Genomic DNA, 19,266 nt, shown 5'->3' on the forward strand with positions numbered 1-19,266 from the left:
CGTCAGGTGAAGCAGCCGTGCAGTTCGACGGTCGCGGGGGCGGCCGAGGCGAGGGCCAGGACGTGCCGTCCCGCGTCGCCGAGCAGGGCGGCACAGAAGATCCCGGGGTCGTCGGCGAGGGGCCGCAGGGCGGGTCGTCCGCCGCGCGCGGGCGGCCAGCGCGCGGGGACCGGCACCGGACGGCCGAGGCCTCCGTCGCGCAGCCCCCGGCCGGACGCCTTGCCGATCGCCTCCTTCTGGGTCCACAGCCACAGGAACGCCACGGGCCGCGCGGCCGCCGGGAGTTGGGCGAGCCACTGCGCGGCGGGGGCGTCCAGCCACCGCCTTGCCATGCGCAGGGCGGGGAGGGGCCGTACGCCTTCGACGTCCACGCCGACCGGCCCCGCGGTGCCCAGTGCCACGGCCCAGACGCCGCGGCCGTGGCTGACGCTCACGTGCGGCGGCGCGCCGGGTCCGGAAAGGCGGGGGCGGCCGCCCGGTTCGTACGTCCGGCGGAAGGCGTCGGCCGGCTCCCCGGTCAGCAGCGCCGCTCCGCGCAGCAGGGCGGCGTGCGCCGCGGCGCGCGCGTCGCCCGCCGTGGGTCCCCACAGCACGGTCACGCCCGGGCGCGCCACCCCGGTCAGGCTTCCCGGTGGATGTGTTCCAGGGCCTTGACCGCGTTCTCCGCCCCGTTCTCCCCCTGGAGTTCCTCCGCCAGGCGGTGGGTCGCGGCGGCGATCCCGGGGTCGGTGAGCGTGTGCCGCACCGCGTCGGCGAGCCCGTCCACCGTGAGATCGCTGTACGGGATGGGCTCCGGTGCGACACCGAGGTCGCGCAGGAGGTTGCCCCACATCAGCTGTTCCTTGTGGAAGGGGCAGGCCAGTTGGGGGATGCCCGCTTCGAGGGCCGCGTTCAGGGTGCCGGGCCCCCCGGCGTGCACGGCCGCGCGGACCCTCGGGAACAGCCAGTCGTACGGGACGTCGCTCTCCACCAGGACGTTCGCGGGCGGGTCCGTGATGGTGATGCCGCCCCAGCCGGTGACGACCACGGCCCGCACGCCCGTCCGGCGGACCACGTCGATGACCAGCTGCCCGGTCTTCTCCGGATCGCCGTGCGAGAGGCTGCCGAAGCCGAAGAAGACCGGGGGTTCGCCGGCCTCCAGGAAGCGGAGCAGTTCCGGCGAGGGCCGCTGGTTGGCGGGCAGCGACCAGAAGCCGGTGGTGTGGACCCAGTCGGGCCACTCCGGGGCGGGTTCGATGACGTGCGGGCTGAAGCCGTGCAGGACGGGGGTCGGCGTGCCGTCGGGGCGGTGCCGGAAGTCCAGGTAATCGTCACGGGGAGGAAGACCCAGGGTCTCCGCCCGCCACGTGGAGATCATCTCCGTGAGGAGCGGGTTGAGGGGGGCGCTGTGCGCCTTGGCGTGCTGCTCCATGTTGTCCGGCCCGGCCTCCAGCGAGCCGAGCCGCGGCGGGTAGCGGTGGGACGGCACGAGGTTGGGGTGGAGCGTGGCGAGCACGTTCGGGATGCCCAGCTTCTCGGCCATCTGGTGCATGACCTGACGTGAATGGTGCGAGTGGACCAGCAGATCGGCCCCGTCGCGCGCCGCGTCCCAGAGCTGCCGGAGCAGGACGGGATACGTCCTGGGCATGAATTCGCGGAATATCGCCTCGCGGGCCTTTCGGTATTCCTCGGATTCCGGGTCCGTGGTGAGGAGCAGTTTGCGGACGTCCGGCCGCTGGAGCAGTTTCACGCCTTCGTCGGTCACCGGGGCGAACCGCACACCGTACGACTCCGCGAAGGATTCGAAAATGCTCGGACCGACGAGAGTGGCGGTGTGCCCGGCGCGATTGAGCGCGTGGGCGACGGCCAGATAGGGCTGCAGATCGCCACGCGTGCCATGGGAGTAGATGAGCACCTTCACCCCGGCGACATTAGAGCCGCCCGGCCCCGGCCGGCTGGACGCCGACTGCACGCGCGAAGCTGCCTCTTGTCGACGCCGCGGCGGTCGATGAGCATGACCGTGATCCACGTCGTCCACCAGCGGAGGAGACCGGCATGAAGGCTCTGGTGTACTGCCACGGCAGCCGTGGCGACGTACAGCCGTATCTGGCCCTGGCCCATGCCCTGAACCGGGCCGGGCACTCCGCGACCCTGGTCGCGCCCCGGCTCTTCGCCCCCTTCGCCGCCGCCTACGACGTGGACTTCGCCGGTCTCGACGACTGGTCCATCACGCTGTGGCAGAGGCCCGAGGTGCGCAGGCTGCGCTGGACCAGCGACCGGCGGACGCCGGAGACGGAGGCCGCGCGGGCCGCCCTGAAGCAGGAGGCGGTGGACCGCTACCCGATCATCCTCGAGGACATGTGGGAGGCGGCGGCCGACGGCGCCGACGTCATCGTCCACTCGCAGGCCTCGCGCGAACAGATCGCCCAGATCGCGGAGAAGCTGGGCGTCCCGAACGTGTTCGCCGTGCTGTACCCGAACTTCGTCGTCTCCCGCAAGTACCCTGCCTTCGGACGCCTTTCGGACGTCTTCAGCGACCAGGCGGACGACAGCGGTGCGGATCCGTACAGCTACATTCCGCGACAGCTGATCGACATGATCGAGCACTGGCGGTCGGAGACGCTCGAACTGCCGCCCCGGGACGGCTTCCTGGACTTCCGGTACCGGGCCGACGGCAGCCCCACCCCGGTGCTGCACATCTTCAGCCCGCAGGTGATCCCACCCGCCGACGACTGGCCCGACACCGTGCACACCGCGGGCTTCTGGCATCTGCCGCCGACTCCCGGCTGGCAGCCGCCCGCCGAGCTCGTGCGGTTCCTGGAGGCGGGCGAGAAGCCGGTGTTCGTGGGCTTCGGCAGCACCCTGAGCCCCGATCCGCGGGCCACGGCCCGGGTCGTGCTCGAAGGGGTGCGGGCGTCCGGGCAGCGGGCCGTGGTCGTCGAGGGCTGGGGCGGCATCCAGGTCGGCGAGTACGCGGACGACATCCTCACCGTCAAGGACGTGCCCTACGCGTGGCTGCTGCCCCGGGTGCGCGCGGTGGTCCACGCGGGCGGGCCCGGCACGTACAACGACGCGCTGCGCGCCGGAGTCCCCCAGGTCATCTGCGCGTTCGAGACGAACCAGCGGATGTGGGGCGAGCACCTGCACCGGCTCGGCGTGGCCCCGCCCCCCGTCATGCAGCGCGACCTCACCCCCGAAGGGCTCGCCGCGGACATCCGGCGCGCGGTGACGGACCCGGGGATCGCGGCGGCCGCCGCCCGCTTCCGCGAACTGCTCGGCGCGGAGGACGGGTTGGGGGCGGCGGTCCGGGTCCTTGAGAAGGTGCACGCCGAGGGTGTGCGGGGGCGCTGACGCCCCGCCGCCCGGGGGTCACGGCGCGATCCGCACCGTGCAGTGGTCGCCGAGGACGAGACGGTGGGCGCCGGGGGCGGCCGGAGCGACCTGCGCGTGGCGGCCGATGAGGGACGCCTCGATGCGGCCCACGCCGGTGATCGAGGAGCCGGGGAGCACGATCGAGCCCTCGATCTCGCTGTCCTCGACGCGGCACCGCTCGGCGATCGCGGTGTACGGGCCCACGCGGCACCCGGTGATCACCGTGCCGGCGCCGACGGCCACCGGGCCCACGATGCGCGAGCCGCGCACCACGGCGCCCTCCGCTATCCGCACCAGGCCGACGAGTTCGGTGGCCGCGTCCACGTCCCCGGCCACCAGGGGCTCCACGGACTCCAGGGCGACCCGGTTGGCGTCGAGGAGGTCCGTGACGTTGCCGGTGTCCCGCCAGTAGTCGGTGTGGGTCGTGGAGCGGACGTCCGCGCCGCGTTCGATCAGCCACTGGACGGCGTGGGTGATCTCCAACTCGCCGCGCGCGGAAGGGGAGATGGCACGCACCGCCTCGTGGACGGCCGGGGTGAACACGTACACGCCGACGACGACGTGGTCCCCCTTGGGCACCGCGGGTTTCTCCTCGAGGCCCACCACCCGCCCGGCCGCGTCCAGTTCGGCCACGCCCAGGCCGCCCGGGTCGTCCGCCCTGGCCAGCAGCAGCCGCGCGGCGGGACGGTCGCGGCGGAACTCGGCCACCAGGTCCGTGATGCCGCCGCGCAGGTAGTTGTCGCCCAGATACATCACGAAGTCCTCGTCGCCGAGGAAGTCGCGGGCCAGGAGCACCGCGTGGGCGAGCCCCAGGGGTTCCTCCTGGGGGATGTACGTGATGTCGAGGTTCACCGAGTCGTCGTCCTCGACGGCGGCCCGGATCTCGTCCGCCGTCGACCCGACGACGACGCCGACCTCCTTGATGTCGGCGTCCGCCACGTCCCGCAGGACGTGGAAGAGCACCGGCCGGTTGGCGATCGGCACCAGTTGCTTGGCGGACGAATGGGTCAGCGGCCGCAGCCGGGTGCCCGTGCCGCCCGCGAGGACGAGGGCCTTCACCGGTGGTCCTGCCCGCCGCCGCGGTGCCGGGCACTCACGTCCATGAGACCACCGTGGCGTCGTCGATGAACCCGAAGATCCCCGCCAGCGAGGTGCGCCTGCTGCCGGGGTCGGAGTTGGGCTCCACGGCGTGCACGTGGGAGCCGTTGAAGACGTAGACGTCTCCCGGGTGGACGTCGATCCACCTGCACTCGATGCCGGCCAGGGAGGAGGTCGGGTACGGGGAGCCCGTGTGGTGCAGGCCCATCCGCCGCTTGGAGGCGTCGTCCGGCCGGATGTTCCACACCACAAGGCGGCCGCCGTCGCCGTTCTCCAGACAGACGTTGAGGGCGCAGACCTCGTGGTCGACGACCCGCTGGATCTCGAAGTCCGCCTGCCGCGGCTCGGTGCACTGGGAGCGGTCCTCGTGGGGGTCGAGGGCGTACCTGCCGTCGCCGTGCCAGGAGCGCAGCAGACCGCGGGAGGCGACGCGCCCGCGGTGGCGGGCCAGGCGCACGTCCACGCCTTCGGGGGCGAGCGCCCCGGCCAGGCCCGCGTAGAAGACGGTCAGCGGGTCGTCGGGCAGGTCGAGCACCTTGTCGAGGGCCGCGGCGGCGCGCTCGGACTCGTCCAGGTAGTGCTCGGTCGTCTTGTGGTAGTGGTACGCGCCCAGGTGGTGGCTGGGGGCCTCGGTGCTGCGCCGCTCCCGGTCCGGGCTGTCCCAGAACCGGGCGGCGAGTTCGGCGCAGACGTCCCGCGCGACCATGCCGCGGAAGACGACGCCCGCGCGGCGGCCGCGCAGCACGTCGACGACCGACTCGGGCCGGAATGTGCGGTGTTCGGGGAAGCTGAAGTAATCGGCACCGCCGCTCCAGCCGGTGACCCGGTGGCTCGGCGGGGCCTGGACCGCCCCTTCCCCGGCACCGGTCACCGGCCGCCCATCTGCTCGATGAGGCTCTTGGGCCGCATGTCGGTCCAGTTCTCCTCGATGTAGTCCAGGCAGGCCTGGCGGCTGTCCTCGGGGTGGGCGACCGTCCAGCCGTCCGGCACCTCGGCGAAGACCGGCCAGAGCGAGTGCTGGCCCTCGTGATTGACCAGCACGACATACCGGCCGTCGGGGTTCTCGAACGGGTTCGTCATGCGGGCACTCCCTTGTCCTGTGCATCGCGCCTGAAATCGCGAGAGTCATGGAATTCGAATGGTGCACGACATGGGCACGGATCGGCTGTACCCCGCCTGTACGCGAAACTGCCGTCGCAATCCGCCGTTTCTTCTGTCAACATGACGCTCTGGCACGGACATTCGGCGAAATGAAAAGGCGAATATACAGGGGAGCGTTGTGAAGCTGACCACAGACGATCTCGCGATATTCGGCGGAGTGCACGCCTTTCTGCGGCCGTTGTACGTCGGCTCCCCCAACGCTGTCGACCGCGACCGCCTGTTCGACCGCCTCAACTGGGCGCTCGACAACCAGTGGCTCTCCAACAGCGGCCCGCTGGCGGTGGAGTTCGAGGCCAGGACCGCGGAGCTCGCCGGGGTGCGCAACTCCGTCGCCACCTGCAACGCGACGGTGGCCCTCCAGATGCTCTGCCACGCACGGGAGCTCAGCGGCGAGGTGATCATGCCCTCGCTGACGTTCGCCGCGACCGCGCACGCCGCGCGCTGGGTCGGCCTCGACCCGGTGTTCGTCGACGTCGACCCGCGCACCGGTCAGCTGGATCCCGACCTCGTCGCCGCGGCAGTCGGCCCGCTCACCTCGGCGATCCTCGGCGTACACCTGTGGGGCCGCACCTGCCCGGCCCCCGAGCTGGAGAAGGTCGCCGTCGACCACGGGATCCCGCTGTTCTTCGACGCGGCACACGCCATCGGCTGCACCCTCGGCGGACGGCCCGTCGCCTCCTTCGGCGACGCGTCGGTCTTCTCCTTCCATCCGACCAAGGTGGTGGCCGGATTCGAGGGCGGCGCGATCGTCACCGACGACGACGCCCTGGCCGCTCGGCTGCGCAGCCTGCGCAACTTCGGCCTGGGGCCGGGGGCCGGCAGTCCGGCGGGCGGGACCAACGGCAAGATGAGCGAGGCCGCCGCGGCCATGGCGCTGACCTCGCTCGACGGCTTCGACCGGGCCGTCGCCCACAACCGGTCGAACTTCGACGCCTACGCCGCCGGCCTGGACGCGGTCCCGGGAGTGCGGCTGCTCCCGCACGACCCGTCGGAGGCTCGCAACTACCAGTACGTGATCATCGAGATCGACGAGTCCGTGACGGGCGTCGACCGGGACCTCGTCCTGGAGATCCTGCAGGCCGAACACATCATGGCCAAGCCCTACTTCTCCCCCGCCTGCCATGAACTGGAGCCCTACCGCTCCGGCCGCGCCTTCCGGCTCCCGCACACCGAACGGCTCGCCGGGCGCGTCCTCGCGCTGCCCACCGGATCGGCCGTCACGCGCGAGAGCATCCGCAGGATCTGCGACGTACTGCGCCTCGTCGTCTCCCGCAGCGACGAAGTGACCGCCCGTCGGCAGCAGATGAAGGGACGATCCACATGACGTCGGCACTCGATCCGCGCACCGGGGCGGTGGCGCGGTGCGCGGCCCCCGGCCACGACCCGGACGCGGCGGCGGCAGCCGTGCGGCACCTGCTGACGGAGCGCCGCCACTGCCCGCCGGACGAGGCGGACGCCGCGGCGGGCCCGCTCGTCGCCCTGGCACGGTACTACGGCAACCGGCCCTTCACACCGCTGGAGGACGTACGACGCGAACTCGCCCTGGACACCGCCCGATTCGGGCGGCTCCTCGACCTCTTCGGGCACCTTCCCGAGCTGCGGGACGCGGTGGCCGCGGGCCCGTCGGGCCAGTACTGGTCCAACACCGTGCTGCCGCTGGAGGGGCGCGGAGCGTTCGACGCGGTCCTGGAGGGCAGGCCGGCGCATCCGCTCATCGTCGGCCTGTACCCCGGGCCGAGCTGCATGTTCCGGTGCCACTTCTGCGTACGTGTGACGGGGGCGCGCTATCCGGCCTCCGCCCTGACGGACGGCAACAAGGCGCTGGCCTCGGTCATCGACGGACTGCCCGCGGGCTCCCCCGATTCCGTGTACGTCTCGGGCGGCCTGGAGCCGCTCACCAACCCCGGGCTCGGCGACCTGGTGCGGAGGGCCGCGGGGCGCGGCTTCCCCATGACGCTGTACACCAACTCCTTCGCCCTCACCGAGCAGACGCTGGAGCGCCAGCCCGGCCTGTGGGACCTCGGCGCCGTCCGCACCTCGCTGTACGGGGTGTCCGACGAGGAGTACGAGGCCACCACCGGCAAACGGCGGGCGTTCGGCCGGGTCCGGGCGAACCTGCTGCGCTTCCAGCAGTTGCGGGCCGAACGCGAGGCGCCCGTACGGCTCGGCCTCAACCACATCATCCTGCCGGGGCGCGCCCGGCGGCTGCTCGACGTCCTCGACTTCGTCGCCGAGCTGGACGCCGCCGCCCCCGGCAGGCCCGTGGACTTCCTGAACCTGCGCGAGGACTACAGCGCACGGCCTGACGGTGCCCTCTCCGCGGCCGAGCGGACCGAACTCCAGGACATCCTGGGCGCCTTCGAGGAGAAGGCCCGGCGGCTGACCCCCACCCTGCGGATCGACTACGGCTACGCCCTGCACGCCCTGAAGTCGGGCACCGAGGCGGAGCTGGTGCGCATCCGGCCGCGGACGATGCGGCCCCGCGCGCATCCGCAGATCGCGGTCCAGGTCGACGTGCTGGGCGACGTCTACCTGTACCGCGAGGCGGGCTTTCCCGGCCTGGAGGGCGCCGACCGCTACATCGCCGGACGGGTGGGGCCCGAGCGTTCGCTGCTCGACGTGGTCGGGGGCTTCGTCACGACCCGCGCCTCGGTGGAGCCGCGGGCCGGTGACGAGTACTTCATGGACGGCTTCGACCAGGTGGTCACGGCACGCCTCAACCAGCTGGAGGCGGACATCGCCGCGGGCTGGGCGGCGCACCGCGGGCTGCTGCGCTGACGCGGACGGGGCTCAGGTGCCGGTCAGCCGCTCCACGACCGGCACGAACTCCTCCCACCGCGCCGCGGGGAGCACCCAGTAGCTGATCCCGAACCGCTCCCGGCGCTCCCGTAGCCGTGCGCAGATCTCGTCGACGGTGCCCGCGAGGACCACGGGCGAGTCCAGGACCTCGCCGGGCGGCAGACCGAACCGGGGGGCCAGCTCGTGGGTGGCGTACGCGTCGCGGTCGGCGACGACCGCGGCGTCGATGAGGAGGCACTGCAGCTCCGGGGCCCGGCGGCCCGCCGCGGCCGCGAACTCCCCCACCCAGCGGGCCCGTTCGTCGAACCGCTCGGCGCGGGCGTTGTCGCCGAGCGGCTTGTCGCGGCGGCCGGAGGAGAGCCGCGCGGTCAGCGACACGATGTCCGCGTGCTCCGCCGCGGTCCGCAGCATCCGCGGGCCGCCGCCTCCCATGACCCAGGTCACCGGGCCGGGCCGGGGCGCGCCGACGGCGTCGAGGGCCGAGCAGTGGCGCCCCTCGTAGGAGACCGCGCCCTTCTCCCAGAGCTCCTTGAGGATGTGCGCGGTCTCGGCGAGCCGTTCGATGCGGACGCCGGGGGGTGCCATGGGAAGGCCGGCGCGGGCGAAGTCGGGGGGATACCAGCCGGCGCCGATGCCGATCTCCAGGCGCCCGGGCGCCGCCTGGTCGAGCGTGGCCAGGTCCTTGAACAGCACGGCGGGGCGCCGCAGTTCGGCGGCGAGCATCAGGGTGCCGAGGGCGATCCGTGAGGTCCAGCCGGCCGCGAGGGCCAGCGAGACCACCGGCGACCAGCGCTCGTCCAGGTGGTCGGGCACGAGCAGGGACGCGTAGCCCGCGTCCTCGGCGCCCACCGCGAGGGCGCGCAGCGCGTCGATGCCGGAGAGCGCCCCCACGTACACACCGAACCGGAACGGGTGGTGTCCGGACGCGGGGCCGCCGGTCACGGCAGGCTCCTCAGGCCGGGGCCCGGGGCGTTCACCAGCACCGCGGTGTTGCCCGCCGCGTGCCGGTTCTCGTACACCCGCTGATGGGCCCGGCCGATCTCCTCGAACGGCACGGTCTCGCTCAGACAGGGATCGACGCGCCCGGACGCCACCAGGTCGATGATCGCCCGGGTCTCGCGCACGTTGGCCGCGTGCGAGCCCTGGAGCCGCTTCTGGAACATCCACAGGAAGCGCAGGTCGATGTGGCCGAGGTAGCCGCTGGTGCCCGCGCAGGTCACCACCATCCCGGCGTGGTCGCAGACGTACACCGACGTGGCGAGCGTGTCCCTGCCCGGGTGTTCGAGGACGATGCGCGGGGATTTACGTTCACCGAGCACCTCCCAGAACCGCCGGCCGAAGGAGCGTGCGCCGTCCAGCCACGCGCCGTACGCCGCGGTGTCGTCCGGGTCGGGCAGGCCGCCCCAGTGGTCGAACTCCCGCCGGTTGACCACCCCGTGGGCGCCGAGCCGCATGCAGTGGTCCCGCTTGGCGTCGTCGGAGACGACCGCGACGGGGATCCCGCCGAAGTGGTCGACGATCTGGATGGCCATCGACCCGAGGCCGCCGGAGCCGCCCCAGATCAACACCGGGTCACCGGGCCGCACGTGGTGCGGGTGCCAGCCGGTCAGCATGCGGTACGAGGTGGAGCCGCCGCCGAGGAAGCAGCCCGCCTCCTCCCACGTGAGCCGCGGCGGCTTCGGATGGCACTGGTACTCGTCGACGACCGTGAACTGGGCGAAGGAGCCGTGATTGAGCTCGTAGCCCCAGGCGCGCTGCGACCGGGACGCGGTGGGGTCGGTGCCGAGCCGGATGTCGGGGGCGGACTCGTCCCAGCGGACCCCGCCCACGATCACCTCGTCGCCGACGCCGTACTGGGTGACGCCCTCGCCGACCGCCCACACCACCCCGGCCCCCTCGGAGCCCGCGATGTGGAAGTCGTGCGGATCGCCCTGCTTGCGGCGGGCCGCGATGACGTCGGCGGGCGTGCCGAGCGCGGCCCACACGCCGTTGTAGTTGACCCCCGCCGCCATCACCAGGAGCAGGATCTGGCCCCGGCCCACGGGCGGCACCTCGATCGGCTCGATGCGGATGGCGTCGGCGGGTTCGCCGTAGCGCTCCTGGCGGATCGTGGCCGCGTACATGTGGCGCGGCACCTCGCCCAGTGGCGGTATCTCACCGATCTCGTAGATGTCCTGGCCCATCAGCGGTCCGTTCCCCTCTCGGTGCGACGCAGCCGCGCGGTGACGATCCGCCCGATCTCGGCGAGCGGCTCCGGATCCATCATGTGTTCGTGGGTGCAGCGCACCGCGTGGGCGTGCACCCGTCCCTCGACGTAGGGCTGCCAGCGCCCGGCGCGCTCCCCGGCGTCCGCGCCGTCGGGCAGGGCCGCGAAGAGCAGCGCGTCCCCGCGGACGAGCTGCGGGACGAACGCGTGCCGCAGGTCCACGTGGTCCTGGAAGGCCTCCAGAACCGTGTCGAGCCGGTCGGCGAGCAGCTCCATGAGCGGGTCGCCGAGGGCACGCAGCGCCTCGGCCGCTTCCCGGCGGGTGACGTCCGTGCCGGACGAAGCGGGCGCCGCATGGGTCACTTCCAGCAGGGCGCGCAGCAGTTCGCCTCCGTCGCCGGCGGCCGCGGGCGGCGCGGTGCCCTCCTCGACGGGGTAGGCGTCGAGCAGCGCGAGCGTGGCGACCTCGTCGCCGTCCGCCTGGAGACGCGCGGCCACGGCGTGCGCGACCAGGCCGCCGAAGGACCAGCCGAGCAGGTGGTAGGGGCCGGTGGGCCGTACCTTCCTGATCTGCTCGACGAAGTCCGCGGCGATCTCCTCGACGCCGGTCGGCCGGTGGCCGGGCGTGCTGTAGGCGCGGGCCTGCAGTCCGTACACCGGGTACTCGGGCGGCAGGTGCCGGAGCAGTCCGGCGTAGCGCCAGCTCAGTCCGCCGCCCGCGTGGAAGCAGAAGACGGGGGCCTCCTCGCCGGTGGTGCGCAGCGGAAGGAGCACCTCCAGGCCGCCGTGCTCGTCGGGTCCGGTCTCCGGCTCCAGGCGGCGGGCCAGCGCCGCGACGTTGGGCGCGGTGAACAGCGCCTGCACGCTCAGCCGGGATCCCAGAGTGGCGCGGATGCGGCTGACGAGTGCCGCGGCCGTCAGCGAGTTGCCGCCCAGCATGAAGAAGTCGTCGTCGAGGCCGACCTCGGGCACGCCGAGCGCGTCGGCGAACAGACCGCACAGCACCGCTTCCTGGGGGGTGCGCGGCGGCCGGGTGCGCTCGGTCCCGAGCTCGGGCGCGGGCAGTGCCGCACGGTCCAGCTTGGTGTTGTCGGTCAGCGGCAGCCGGTCGAGGACGACGAAGGCGGACGGCACCATGAACTCCGGGAGCAGCGCGGCGAGTCGCTCCCGCAGGGCGGGCAGCTCGGGGGCGGGCGATCCTGCGTCCGGAACCACGTACGCGACGAGGCGCTTGTCGCCGGGGCGGTCCTCCCTGACCAGCGCGACCGCCTGGCCGACCCCGGGGTGGCCGGTGAGGGCGACCTCGACCTCGCGCAGCTCCACGCGGAATCCGCGCAGCTTGACCTGCTCGTCGGCCCGCCCCGCGAACTCCATCAGCCCGTCGGCGCGCCATCGGACGAGGTCGCCCGTGCGGTACATGCGGGTGCCCGGCGGGCCGTAGAGGTCGGCGACGAAGCGCTCGGCCGTCATGGCCGGGTTGTTCTCGTAGCCGCGCGACACCCCGGAGCCCGCCAGGTACAGCTCACCGACGACGCCCACCGGCACGGGTTCGAGGCCGGGGCTCAGGACGTAGGCCCGGGTGCCGTCCAGCGGGCGGCCGATGGGCACGCTCTCGGGCACCGGGTCGCCCGCGCGCATCGAGTGGCGGGTGGAGAACACCGTGGTCTCGGTCGGCCCGTACCCGGCGGTGACCACCGTGTCCCGGCAGGTGCGCAGGGCTCTGCGGACCGCGTCGGCGGGGACCACGTCGCCGCCGGTGCGCACTTCGCTCAGGCCCGCGAAGCACTCCGGGTGTTCCTCGGCGAGCAGCCGGAACAGGCCGCCGGACGCCCACAGTCCGGTGATGCGCTCCTCGACCACGAGGGCCGCGAGTGCGTCCAGGTCGAGCTTGCCCGGCGGGGCGACCACGATCTCCCCGTGGCCGAGCAGCGGCACCCACCACTCCAGCGTGGAGGCGTCCCAGGCGTGCGGCGAGTGGAAGAGCACCCTGGCCCGGCGGTCGAGGCCCCACCAGCGGTCCGCCGCGAGCTCCACCACGTTCTGGTGGGTGACGGCGACGCCCTTGGGGGTGCCGGTGGATCCGGAGGTGTAGATGACGTAGGCCAGTTGGCCGGGCGCCACCTCCACCTGCGGCGCCGTGACGTCCCGGGCGGCCGGCCGGGGGTCGCTGTCGAGCGCGACGACCCGCACGCCCGCGTCGGGCCTCGCGGTCCACGCGGGCGTCAGCGCCTCGTGGGTGAGCAGGACGGGCGCGGCGGTCTCGGAGACGAGCAGCTCCTGGCGCCGCTCCGGGGTGTCGGGTTCCAGCGGTACGTACACGCCGCCGGCCTTGAGGACGGCGAGGACGGCGACCACGAGGTCGACGCCCCGGTCGAGGAGCACGGCCACGCGGGTCTCCCGGCCCACCCCGAGCTCACCGAGGAGCCGTGCCACGGCGTTGGCGCGCTCGTCCAGCTCGCGGTAGGTGAGGCGTGTGTCGCGGTGGCGGACCGCCGTGTCGTCGGGCCCCTGGGCCACGGATTCGGCGAAGCGGCCGTGGATCGTGGCGGGCAGGGCGGCGGCAGGTGTGAACGCGTCGCCGTGCCAGCCGTCCAGGAGCCGGTGCCGCTCGGCCGGGTCGAGGACGTCGATCCGCCCGACGGGCCGCAGCGGATCGCCGACGACCTGTTCCAGGACGCGTACGAGGCGGTCGAGGAGCTCCTCGGCCCGCTCGCGGGAGACGAGTTCGGGCCGGTGGTCGAGGCGCAGCCGCAGCCCCGTCGGCGTCATGTTGGCGATCAGGGCGAGCGGGTAGTGTGCCGCCGCGCGGCCCTCCCTGGCCCTGGCGCTCAGCCCGGTCTCCGTCGGCTCCCCCGAGGCGGGCGCGGGAAAGTTCTCGTAGACCACCAGCGCGTCGAAGAGCTCTCCGACACCGGCCAGTTGCTGGATGCGGGCGAGTCCGAGCTGGTGGTGGGCGCTCAGCGCGGTCTGCTCGTCCTGGATGCGGGCGGTCAGCTCCTGCCAGGTCTCGCCGAGCCGCAGCCGGACCCGCACCGGGACGGTGTTGATGAACAGGCCGAGCATGGACTCGATGCCGGGTATCTCCGGCGGGCGGCCGGAGACCGTGGTCCCGAAGATCACGTCGTCGCGGCCGAGGAGCCGTCCCGCGAGGACCGCCCACGCCCCCTGCAGGAACGTGTTGACGGTGGTCGCGGACCGTGCGGCCTGCTCCTGGAGCTCGGCGGTGAGCGGGGCGGGCAGGTCACGGGTGACGTGGCGCGGCATCTCGGTCGGCGGGCCGGGCTCGGCGCCCGCGAGGAGCGTGGGCTCCGAGACGCCGGCCAGGGCGTCGCCCCAGGCCGCCTCGGTCGCCGCGCGGTCCTGCCGCGACAGCCAGTCGAGGTAGCCGCGGTAGGGGACGACCGGCGGCAGCGCGGCCCGCTCGCCGTGGCGGTAGAGCGCGAACAGGTCCCGCATGAACAGCGGCACCGACCAGCCGTCGAGCAGGATGTGGTGCTTGAGGATCAGCAGCCGGTGGCTGTCCTCGCCGAGCCTGATCAGGGTGAAGCGGAGCAGCGGCGGCCTGCCGAGATCGAACCGCTGGGCGCGGGCCTCGTCGGTCAGGCGTGTCAACTCCGCCTGCCTGGCGTCCTCGTCGAGTCCGGACAGGTCCGTCTCCGTCCAGGGCAGTTCGACCCGGCGGGGGACGATCTGGACGCTGTCGCCCCCGCCGCGGTGGCGGAAGCAGGAACGCAGGTTGGGGTGGCGGTCCAGGAGGCCCTGCCCGGCGGCCCGCAGCGCCGCGGCGTCCAGCGGGCCCGTCAGGTCGAGCGTGGTCTGCATGGTGTAGACGTCGGGGCCCTCGCCCGCGAACAGGGCGTGGAAGAAGAGTCCTTCCTGGAGCGGTGAGAGCGGCAGGACGTCGTCGACACCGTCCGGCTCGGCCTCCCAGGCGTCGATCTCCTCCTGCGTGACGGAGACGAGCGGCAGGTCGGCGGGGACGAGTCCGCCCGCGCCGGAGCCGAGGGCCCGGTCGGCCAGCGTGCGCAGTGTCCGCAGCCAGGTGTCGAGCAGGTCCTGGATCTGCTCGGCGGGGAACAGCGCGGCGGGCCAGGCACAGCTGACGCCGAGCCGGGGGCCGTCGGGCATGTCACGTACGGCGGCCGTCAGTTCGAGGGCGTGAGCGAACGGCAGGCCGCCGTCGGACGGGTCGACACCGGCGGCGAGGTCCGCGCTGACCGACCACTCGGTGGGTGCCGGGCTCTCGCCGTCGAGGGCGCCGCCGTTCATCCGGCCCAGGTAGTTGAAACCGATCTGCGGGGTGGCGTACGGGGCGAGGACGCCTGCCGTGTCCGGGTTGAGGTAGCGCAGCAGCCCGAACCCCAGCCCGTTGTCGGGGAGTTCCCTGAGGCGGCTCTTGGTCCGCTTGAGGGCGTCGACCACCGCGGGCTCCCCCGGCTCCCCCGCGTCGAGGCGCAGCGGGAACACGCTGGTGAACCAGCCGACGGTGCGGGACAGGTCGATCTCGTCGGCGATCTCCTCGCGGCCGTGGCCCTCCACGTCCAGCAGGACGGTGCGGTCACCGCCCCAGCCGTGCCGTTCGCGCCAGTCGGCGACGGCGAGCGCGAGCCCGGTCAGCAGGATGTCGTTCATGCGGACCTGGAACGTCTCCGGCAGCGAGGTGAGCAGCGTGCCGGTGAGGTCCGCGGGCAGGGCGGCGGTGCGGTACTCGGCCGTTCCTCGGGTGTCCCGGGCGGGCCTGAGGGCCTCGGCGCCGATGCGGGGGTCGTCGCCGTCCAGCATGCCGGTCCACAGGTCCAGTTCGGCGGCGCGCTCGGGGTCCTGGCCCTCGGCGAGGAGGAGTTGGGCCCAGCGGCGCAGCGAGGTGCCCACGGGGGCGAGCCGGGGCTCCTCCCCCGCCGCGGCGCTCTGCCAGGCCTGGGCCAGGTCGGGCACCAGAATGCGCCAGGACACCCCGTCGACGACCAGGTGGTGGGCGATCAGGAGCAGTCGGCCGGTGCGGTCGGGTCCGGCGTCGAACCACACCACCTGGAACATCGCCCCGGACTCCGGGTCCAGGCGGTCCCGTGCGGCCTCGCCCTCCCGGGCGACCAGGGCGGCGAGCTCCGGGGAGCCGTCCGGGTGGGCGGTGATGTCCACCCGGCGCACGCGTTCGTGTGCCGGGACCTCGCCGCGCGGGGCGACCTTCAGGCCCCAGGTGACCTTGGTGGCGCCGCCGACGAGGGTGGCGCGCAGCGCGTCGTGGTGGTCGAGCAGGCTCTGCACGGCGGCGACGAGCGGCTCGGCTCCCAGTGCGGGCACGGTCAGCAGGACCGACTGGTTGAGGTGCTCGACCGGGCCGCGCCGCTGGGCGAGCCAGCGCATGACGGGGGTCGCGGGTACGGCGCCGACGCCGTCGTCGCGGTGCCGGTCGTCCTGGGACTGCGACTCGCGTACGGACGCGGCGAGTTCGGCCACGGTCTGGTGCCGGAACAGGTCCCTGGGGGTGACGACGAGCCCGGCCGCGCGCGCCCGGCTGGCGACCTGGAGCGCGGTGATGCTGTCTCCGCCCAGGGCGAAGAAGTTCTCGTCGACGCCGATCCGGGGCACCGCGAGCACGTCCGCGAACACCCGGCAGAGCAGTTCCTCCCGGGGGCTGCCGGGGCGGCGCGCGGACTCCGTCGCGGCCGGCCGGACCGCGGGCAGGGCCGCGTGGTCCACCTTGCCGTTCACGGTCAGGGGGATGCGGTCGAGCGCCACCACCGCCGTCGGCACCATGTGCCCGGGCAGCCGCTCGGCGAGCCGGGCGCGGATCCGCCCGGTGTCGATCTCGCCGTCGGCGCCGGGCGCCGGGGTCACATAGCCGACCAGTTGCCTGCGGCCCGGCCGGTCCTCGCGTACGACGGCGACGGCCCGGCCCACGCCGGGGCAGGACGCCAACGCGGTCTGGATCTCGCCCAGTTCGACGCGGAAGCCGCGGATCTTCACCTGGCCGTCCGCGCGTCCCGCGAACTCCAGCCGGCCGTCGGCCCGTCGGCGCGCCAGGTCACCCGTGCGGTACATGCGGCTTCCCGCGGGGCCGTAGGGGTCGGCCACGAAGCGCTCCGCGGTCAGCGCCGCGCGCCCCAGGTAGCCGCGGGCCACGCCGAGGCCGGAGACGTACAGCTCGCCGGGCACGCCGACAGGGACGGGCCGCAGGGCGTCGTCGAGGACGTACACGCGGGCGTTCGGCAGCGGGCCGCCGATCGGCGGCACCCCCGGCACGGCGGGCAGCGGGCCCGCCATGGTGCACGAGACGGTGGTCTCGGTGGGGCCGTACGCGTTGAACATCCGCCGCCCCGCGGCCCACTTGGGGACCAGGGTCGCCTGTGCGGCCTCGCCCGCGATGACGAGGTTCTCGACCGAGGGCAGGCTGTCGCCGGGGAGCTGGGCGAGGATCGCGGGCGGCAGCGTCGCGTGCGTCACGCCGTACTGCCGTATCAGCGTGGGCAGTTGGTCGGCCTGGTCGAGCATGTCGGCGGGGCCGAGCACCAGGCAGGCTCCCGCGCACAGCGGTGTGCAGATCTCGGAGACGGCCGCGTCGAAGCTGAGGGAGGCGAACTGCAGCGCCCTGCTGCCCGGCCCCATGCCGTACGCCCCGATCCTGGCGAGCACGATGTTCGGGACGGAGCGGTGCTCCACGACCACGCCCTTGGGCCGGCCGGTGGAGCCGGAGGTGTAGATCACGTAGGCGGGGGTGCGCGGGGTCAGCGGGGCGCGCCGGTCGGCGTCGGTGAGGTCGCTCGTCGAGCGGCGACCCAACTCCCTTTCCGTGGAGGTGTGGTCGAGGACGATCGGGTCGACGGCGGACGGCAGCCGGCCCGCGGTCGCCTCGGTGGCCACGGCGAGGACCGGACGCGCGTCGTCGAGCATGTAGCCGATCCGGTCGGCGGGGTACTCGCTGTCGATCGGCAGGTAGGCGGCGCCGGACTTCAGCGTGGCCAGAACGGCGACGATCATCTCCACGGAGCGCGGCACCATCAGCGCGACCACGCTCTCGGGCCCCGCGCCGCGCTCGACCAGGAGCCGCGCCAACCGGTTGGCGCGGGCGTCCAGTTCCGCGTACGACACGGTGTCCGCGCCGCAGACGACGGCAGGGGCGGCCGGGGTGCGCGCGGCCTGTTCCTCGAAGAGCCGCGGCAGGAGCAGCGGGGGCAGTTCGCGTTCGGTGTCGTTCCAGCCGTGCAGCAGCCGGTCGCGCTCGGCCTCGCCCAGGATGTCCGCCTCGTCGACGGTCAGCGCGGGGTCGGTGACCAGGGCGCGCAGCAGCCGGACGAACCGCTGCGCGAACGCCTCGACCGTGGACCGGTCGAAGAGGGCACCGGCATAGGCGACCGACCCCGCGAGGCCCGCCGCCGCGGCGTCGGCGGCCTGCCCCACCAGGCGTACGGACAGGTCGAACTTGGCCCGGCCCTGCGCCTCGGTCGGCGGCTCCGCCGCGGCGGCCGCGGCGTCCCCCGCCGGGTCCGCGGCGCCCAGCCCGTCCAGTCCGGCCTCGGGCCGGGCGAAGTCGTCCAGGACGAGCATGACCTGGAAGAGGGGGTGGCGGGCCAGTGAGCGTGCCGGGTTGAGCTCTTCGACGAGCCGGTCGAAGGGGACGTCCTGGTGGGCGTAGGCGGAGAGGTCCGACTCCCGTACGCGGGCCAGGAGTTCACCGAAGGTCGGATCGCCCGAGGTGTCGGTGCGCAGCACCAGGGTGTTGACGAAGAAGCCGACGAGCTCGTCGAGGGACGCGTCGCCCCGCCCGGACACGGCGGCGCCGATGGGCAGGTCCGTGCCCGCGCCGAGGCGGGTCAGCAGCGCGGCGAGGGCGGCGTGCAGCACCATGAACGGCGTCACGCCGTGCGCGCGGGCCAGGTCGAGGAGGTTCCGGTGCAGCTCCGGGTCCACCTCGAAGGGGACGACGCCGCCCTCGTGACCGGCCTCCGCGGGGCGGGGACGGTCGGTGGGCAGGGCCAGCTCCTCGGGGAGGTCGGCCAACGCCTGCCGCCAGTAGGCGAGTTGGCGGCTGAGTTCGCTGTCGGGGTCGCTCTCGTCGCCGAGCAGTTCGCGCTGCCAGAGGGTGTAGTCGGCGTACTGGACCGGCAGGGGCTGCCACTGCGGGGCCTCGCCCGCCCGGCGCGCCGCGTAGGCGGTGGACAGGTCGCGCACCAGAGGCCGCACCGAACCGGCGTCGCCGGCGATGTGGTGGAGGACAAGGACCAGCAGGTGGCGCTCCGGCCCCAGCGCGAGCAGCCGTGCCCGCAACGGGGGTTCGGTGGCCAGGGCGAAGGGTTCGGACCGGACGGCCCGGGCCGCCCGGTCCGCCTCCTCGGGCCGGACCTCCAGGACACCCAGGCGCGGGCATGCGGCCTCCGGTTCGAGGATCAACTGCTGGGGCACGCCGTCCACTTCGGGGTAGACGGTGCGCAGGATCTCGTGACGGGCGACCAGGTCGGCGAGCGCGGCCTCCAGGGCGTCCCTGTCCAGGGCGCCGTGCAGCCGGGCGGCCAGGGAGATGTGGTAGAGGGGGCCGGTGTCCGCCAGCTTGCCGAGGGCCCACAGGCGTCGTTGGGCGTACGACAACGGCACCACACCCGGCCGCTCCCGCACCACCACACCCCCACGCCCACCCACCACACCCGACTCCACCC

The 19,266-nt window shown here is 73.7% G+C and carries 11 protein-coding genes; 3 read left to right on the forward strand and 8 right to left on the reverse strand.

Annotated features, from left to right (window positions below; all coding sequences use genetic code 11):
* Positions 1-2 precede the first annotated feature (2 nt).
* Both ACZ4D5_RS16190 and ACZ4D5_RS16195 read right to left on the reverse strand, forming a co-directional pair.
* Positions 3-614 carry a 4'-phosphopantetheinyl transferase family protein gene (locus ACZ4D5_RS16190; RefSeq protein ID WP_467772998.1) on the reverse strand — a complete coding sequence of 204 codons (612 nt, stop codon included), beginning with the start codon at positions 612-614 and terminating at the stop codon, positions 3-5.
* Positions 615-619: 5 nt separating this feature from the next.
* The gene (locus ACZ4D5_RS16195; protein ID WP_467772999.1) at positions 620-1,900 is read right to left on the reverse strand and encodes a glycosyltransferase; all 1,281 of its coding nucleotides are present in this window, start codon (positions 1,898-1,900) and stop codon (positions 620-622) included.
* 134 nt (positions 1,901-2,034) lie between these two features.
* Here ACZ4D5_RS16195 and ACZ4D5_RS16200 point away from each other — a divergent pair, with 134 nt between their 5' ends.
* Positions 2,035-3,330, forward strand: a complete 1,296-nt coding sequence (locus tag ACZ4D5_RS16200) for a glycosyltransferase (RefSeq protein ID WP_467773000.1) — start codon at positions 2,035-2,037, stop codon at positions 3,328-3,330.
* A gap of 18 nt (positions 3,331-3,348) precedes the next feature.
* On the opposite strand, the gene ACZ4D5_RS16205 is transcribed toward ACZ4D5_RS16200, so the two are convergent.
* From ACZ4D5_RS16205 to ACZ4D5_RS16215, 3 genes are read right to left on the reverse strand one after another with little or no spacing between them, the layout of a single operon-like run.
* Positions 3,349-4,410, reverse strand: a complete 1,062-nt coding sequence (locus ACZ4D5_RS16205; protein ID WP_467773001.1) for a glucose-1-phosphate thymidylyltransferase — start codon at positions 4,408-4,410, stop codon at positions 3,349-3,351.
* A gap of 34 nt (positions 4,411-4,444) precedes the next feature.
* Positions 4,445-5,320: a hypothetical protein gene (locus tag ACZ4D5_RS16210; protein ID WP_467773002.1), complete on the reverse strand. Its 876-nt coding sequence runs from the start codon at positions 5,318-5,320 to the stop codon at positions 4,445-4,447.
* Positions 5,317-5,529, reverse strand: a complete 213-nt coding sequence (locus tag ACZ4D5_RS16215) for an MbtH family protein (RefSeq protein ID WP_467773003.1) — start codon at positions 5,527-5,529, stop codon at positions 5,317-5,319. Before ACZ4D5_RS16215 ends, ACZ4D5_RS16210 begins: the two co-directional genes overlap by 4 nt.
* A gap of 199 nt (positions 5,530-5,728) precedes the next feature.
* On the opposite strand from ACZ4D5_RS16215, the gene ACZ4D5_RS16220 reads away from it, so the two are divergent.
* Positions 5,729-6,934 carry an aminotransferase class I/II-fold pyridoxal phosphate-dependent enzyme gene (locus ACZ4D5_RS16220; protein ID WP_467773004.1) on the forward strand — a complete coding sequence of 402 codons (1,206 nt, stop codon included), beginning with the start codon at positions 5,729-5,731 and terminating at the stop codon, positions 6,932-6,934.
* The gene (desII, locus tag ACZ4D5_RS16225) at positions 6,931-8,388 is read left to right on the forward strand and encodes a dTDP-4-amino-4,6-dideoxy-D-glucose ammonia-lyase (protein ID WP_467773005.1); all 1,458 of its coding nucleotides are present in this window, start codon (positions 6,931-6,933) and stop codon (positions 8,386-8,388) included. The genes ACZ4D5_RS16220 and desII overlap by 4 nt, the downstream gene beginning before the upstream one ends.
* A 12-nt stretch (positions 8,389-8,400) precedes the next feature.
* Here the strand turns inward: desII and ACZ4D5_RS16230 are convergent, their stop codons facing one another.
* Genes ACZ4D5_RS16230 through ACZ4D5_RS16240 form a run of 3 tightly spaced genes read right to left on the reverse strand, consistent with a single transcriptional unit; the run spans position 8,401 to position 19,252 of the window.
* Complete coding sequence (locus ACZ4D5_RS16230) at positions 8,401-9,351, reverse strand: TIGR03621 family F420-dependent LLM class oxidoreductase (RefSeq protein ID WP_467773006.1); 951 nt, start codon at positions 9,349-9,351, stop codon at positions 8,401-8,403.
* A complete protein-coding gene (gene ccrA / locus ACZ4D5_RS16235) occupies positions 9,348-10,592 on the reverse strand; it encodes a crotonyl-CoA carboxylase/reductase (protein WP_467773007.1) in 1,245 nt (414 codons plus the stop codon). Before ccrA ends, ACZ4D5_RS16230 begins: the two co-directional genes overlap by 4 nt.
* Positions 10,592-19,252 (reverse strand): amino acid adenylation domain-containing protein, encoded by an 8,661-nt coding sequence (locus ACZ4D5_RS16240; protein WP_467773008.1) that lies wholly within the window; start codon positions 19,250-19,252, stop codon positions 10,592-10,594. Before ACZ4D5_RS16240 ends, ccrA begins: the two co-directional genes overlap by 1 nt.
* Positions 19,253-19,266 lie beyond the last annotated feature (14 nt).

The sequence above is a fragment of the Streptomyces sp. NPDC025651 genome (assembly GCF_055558735.1).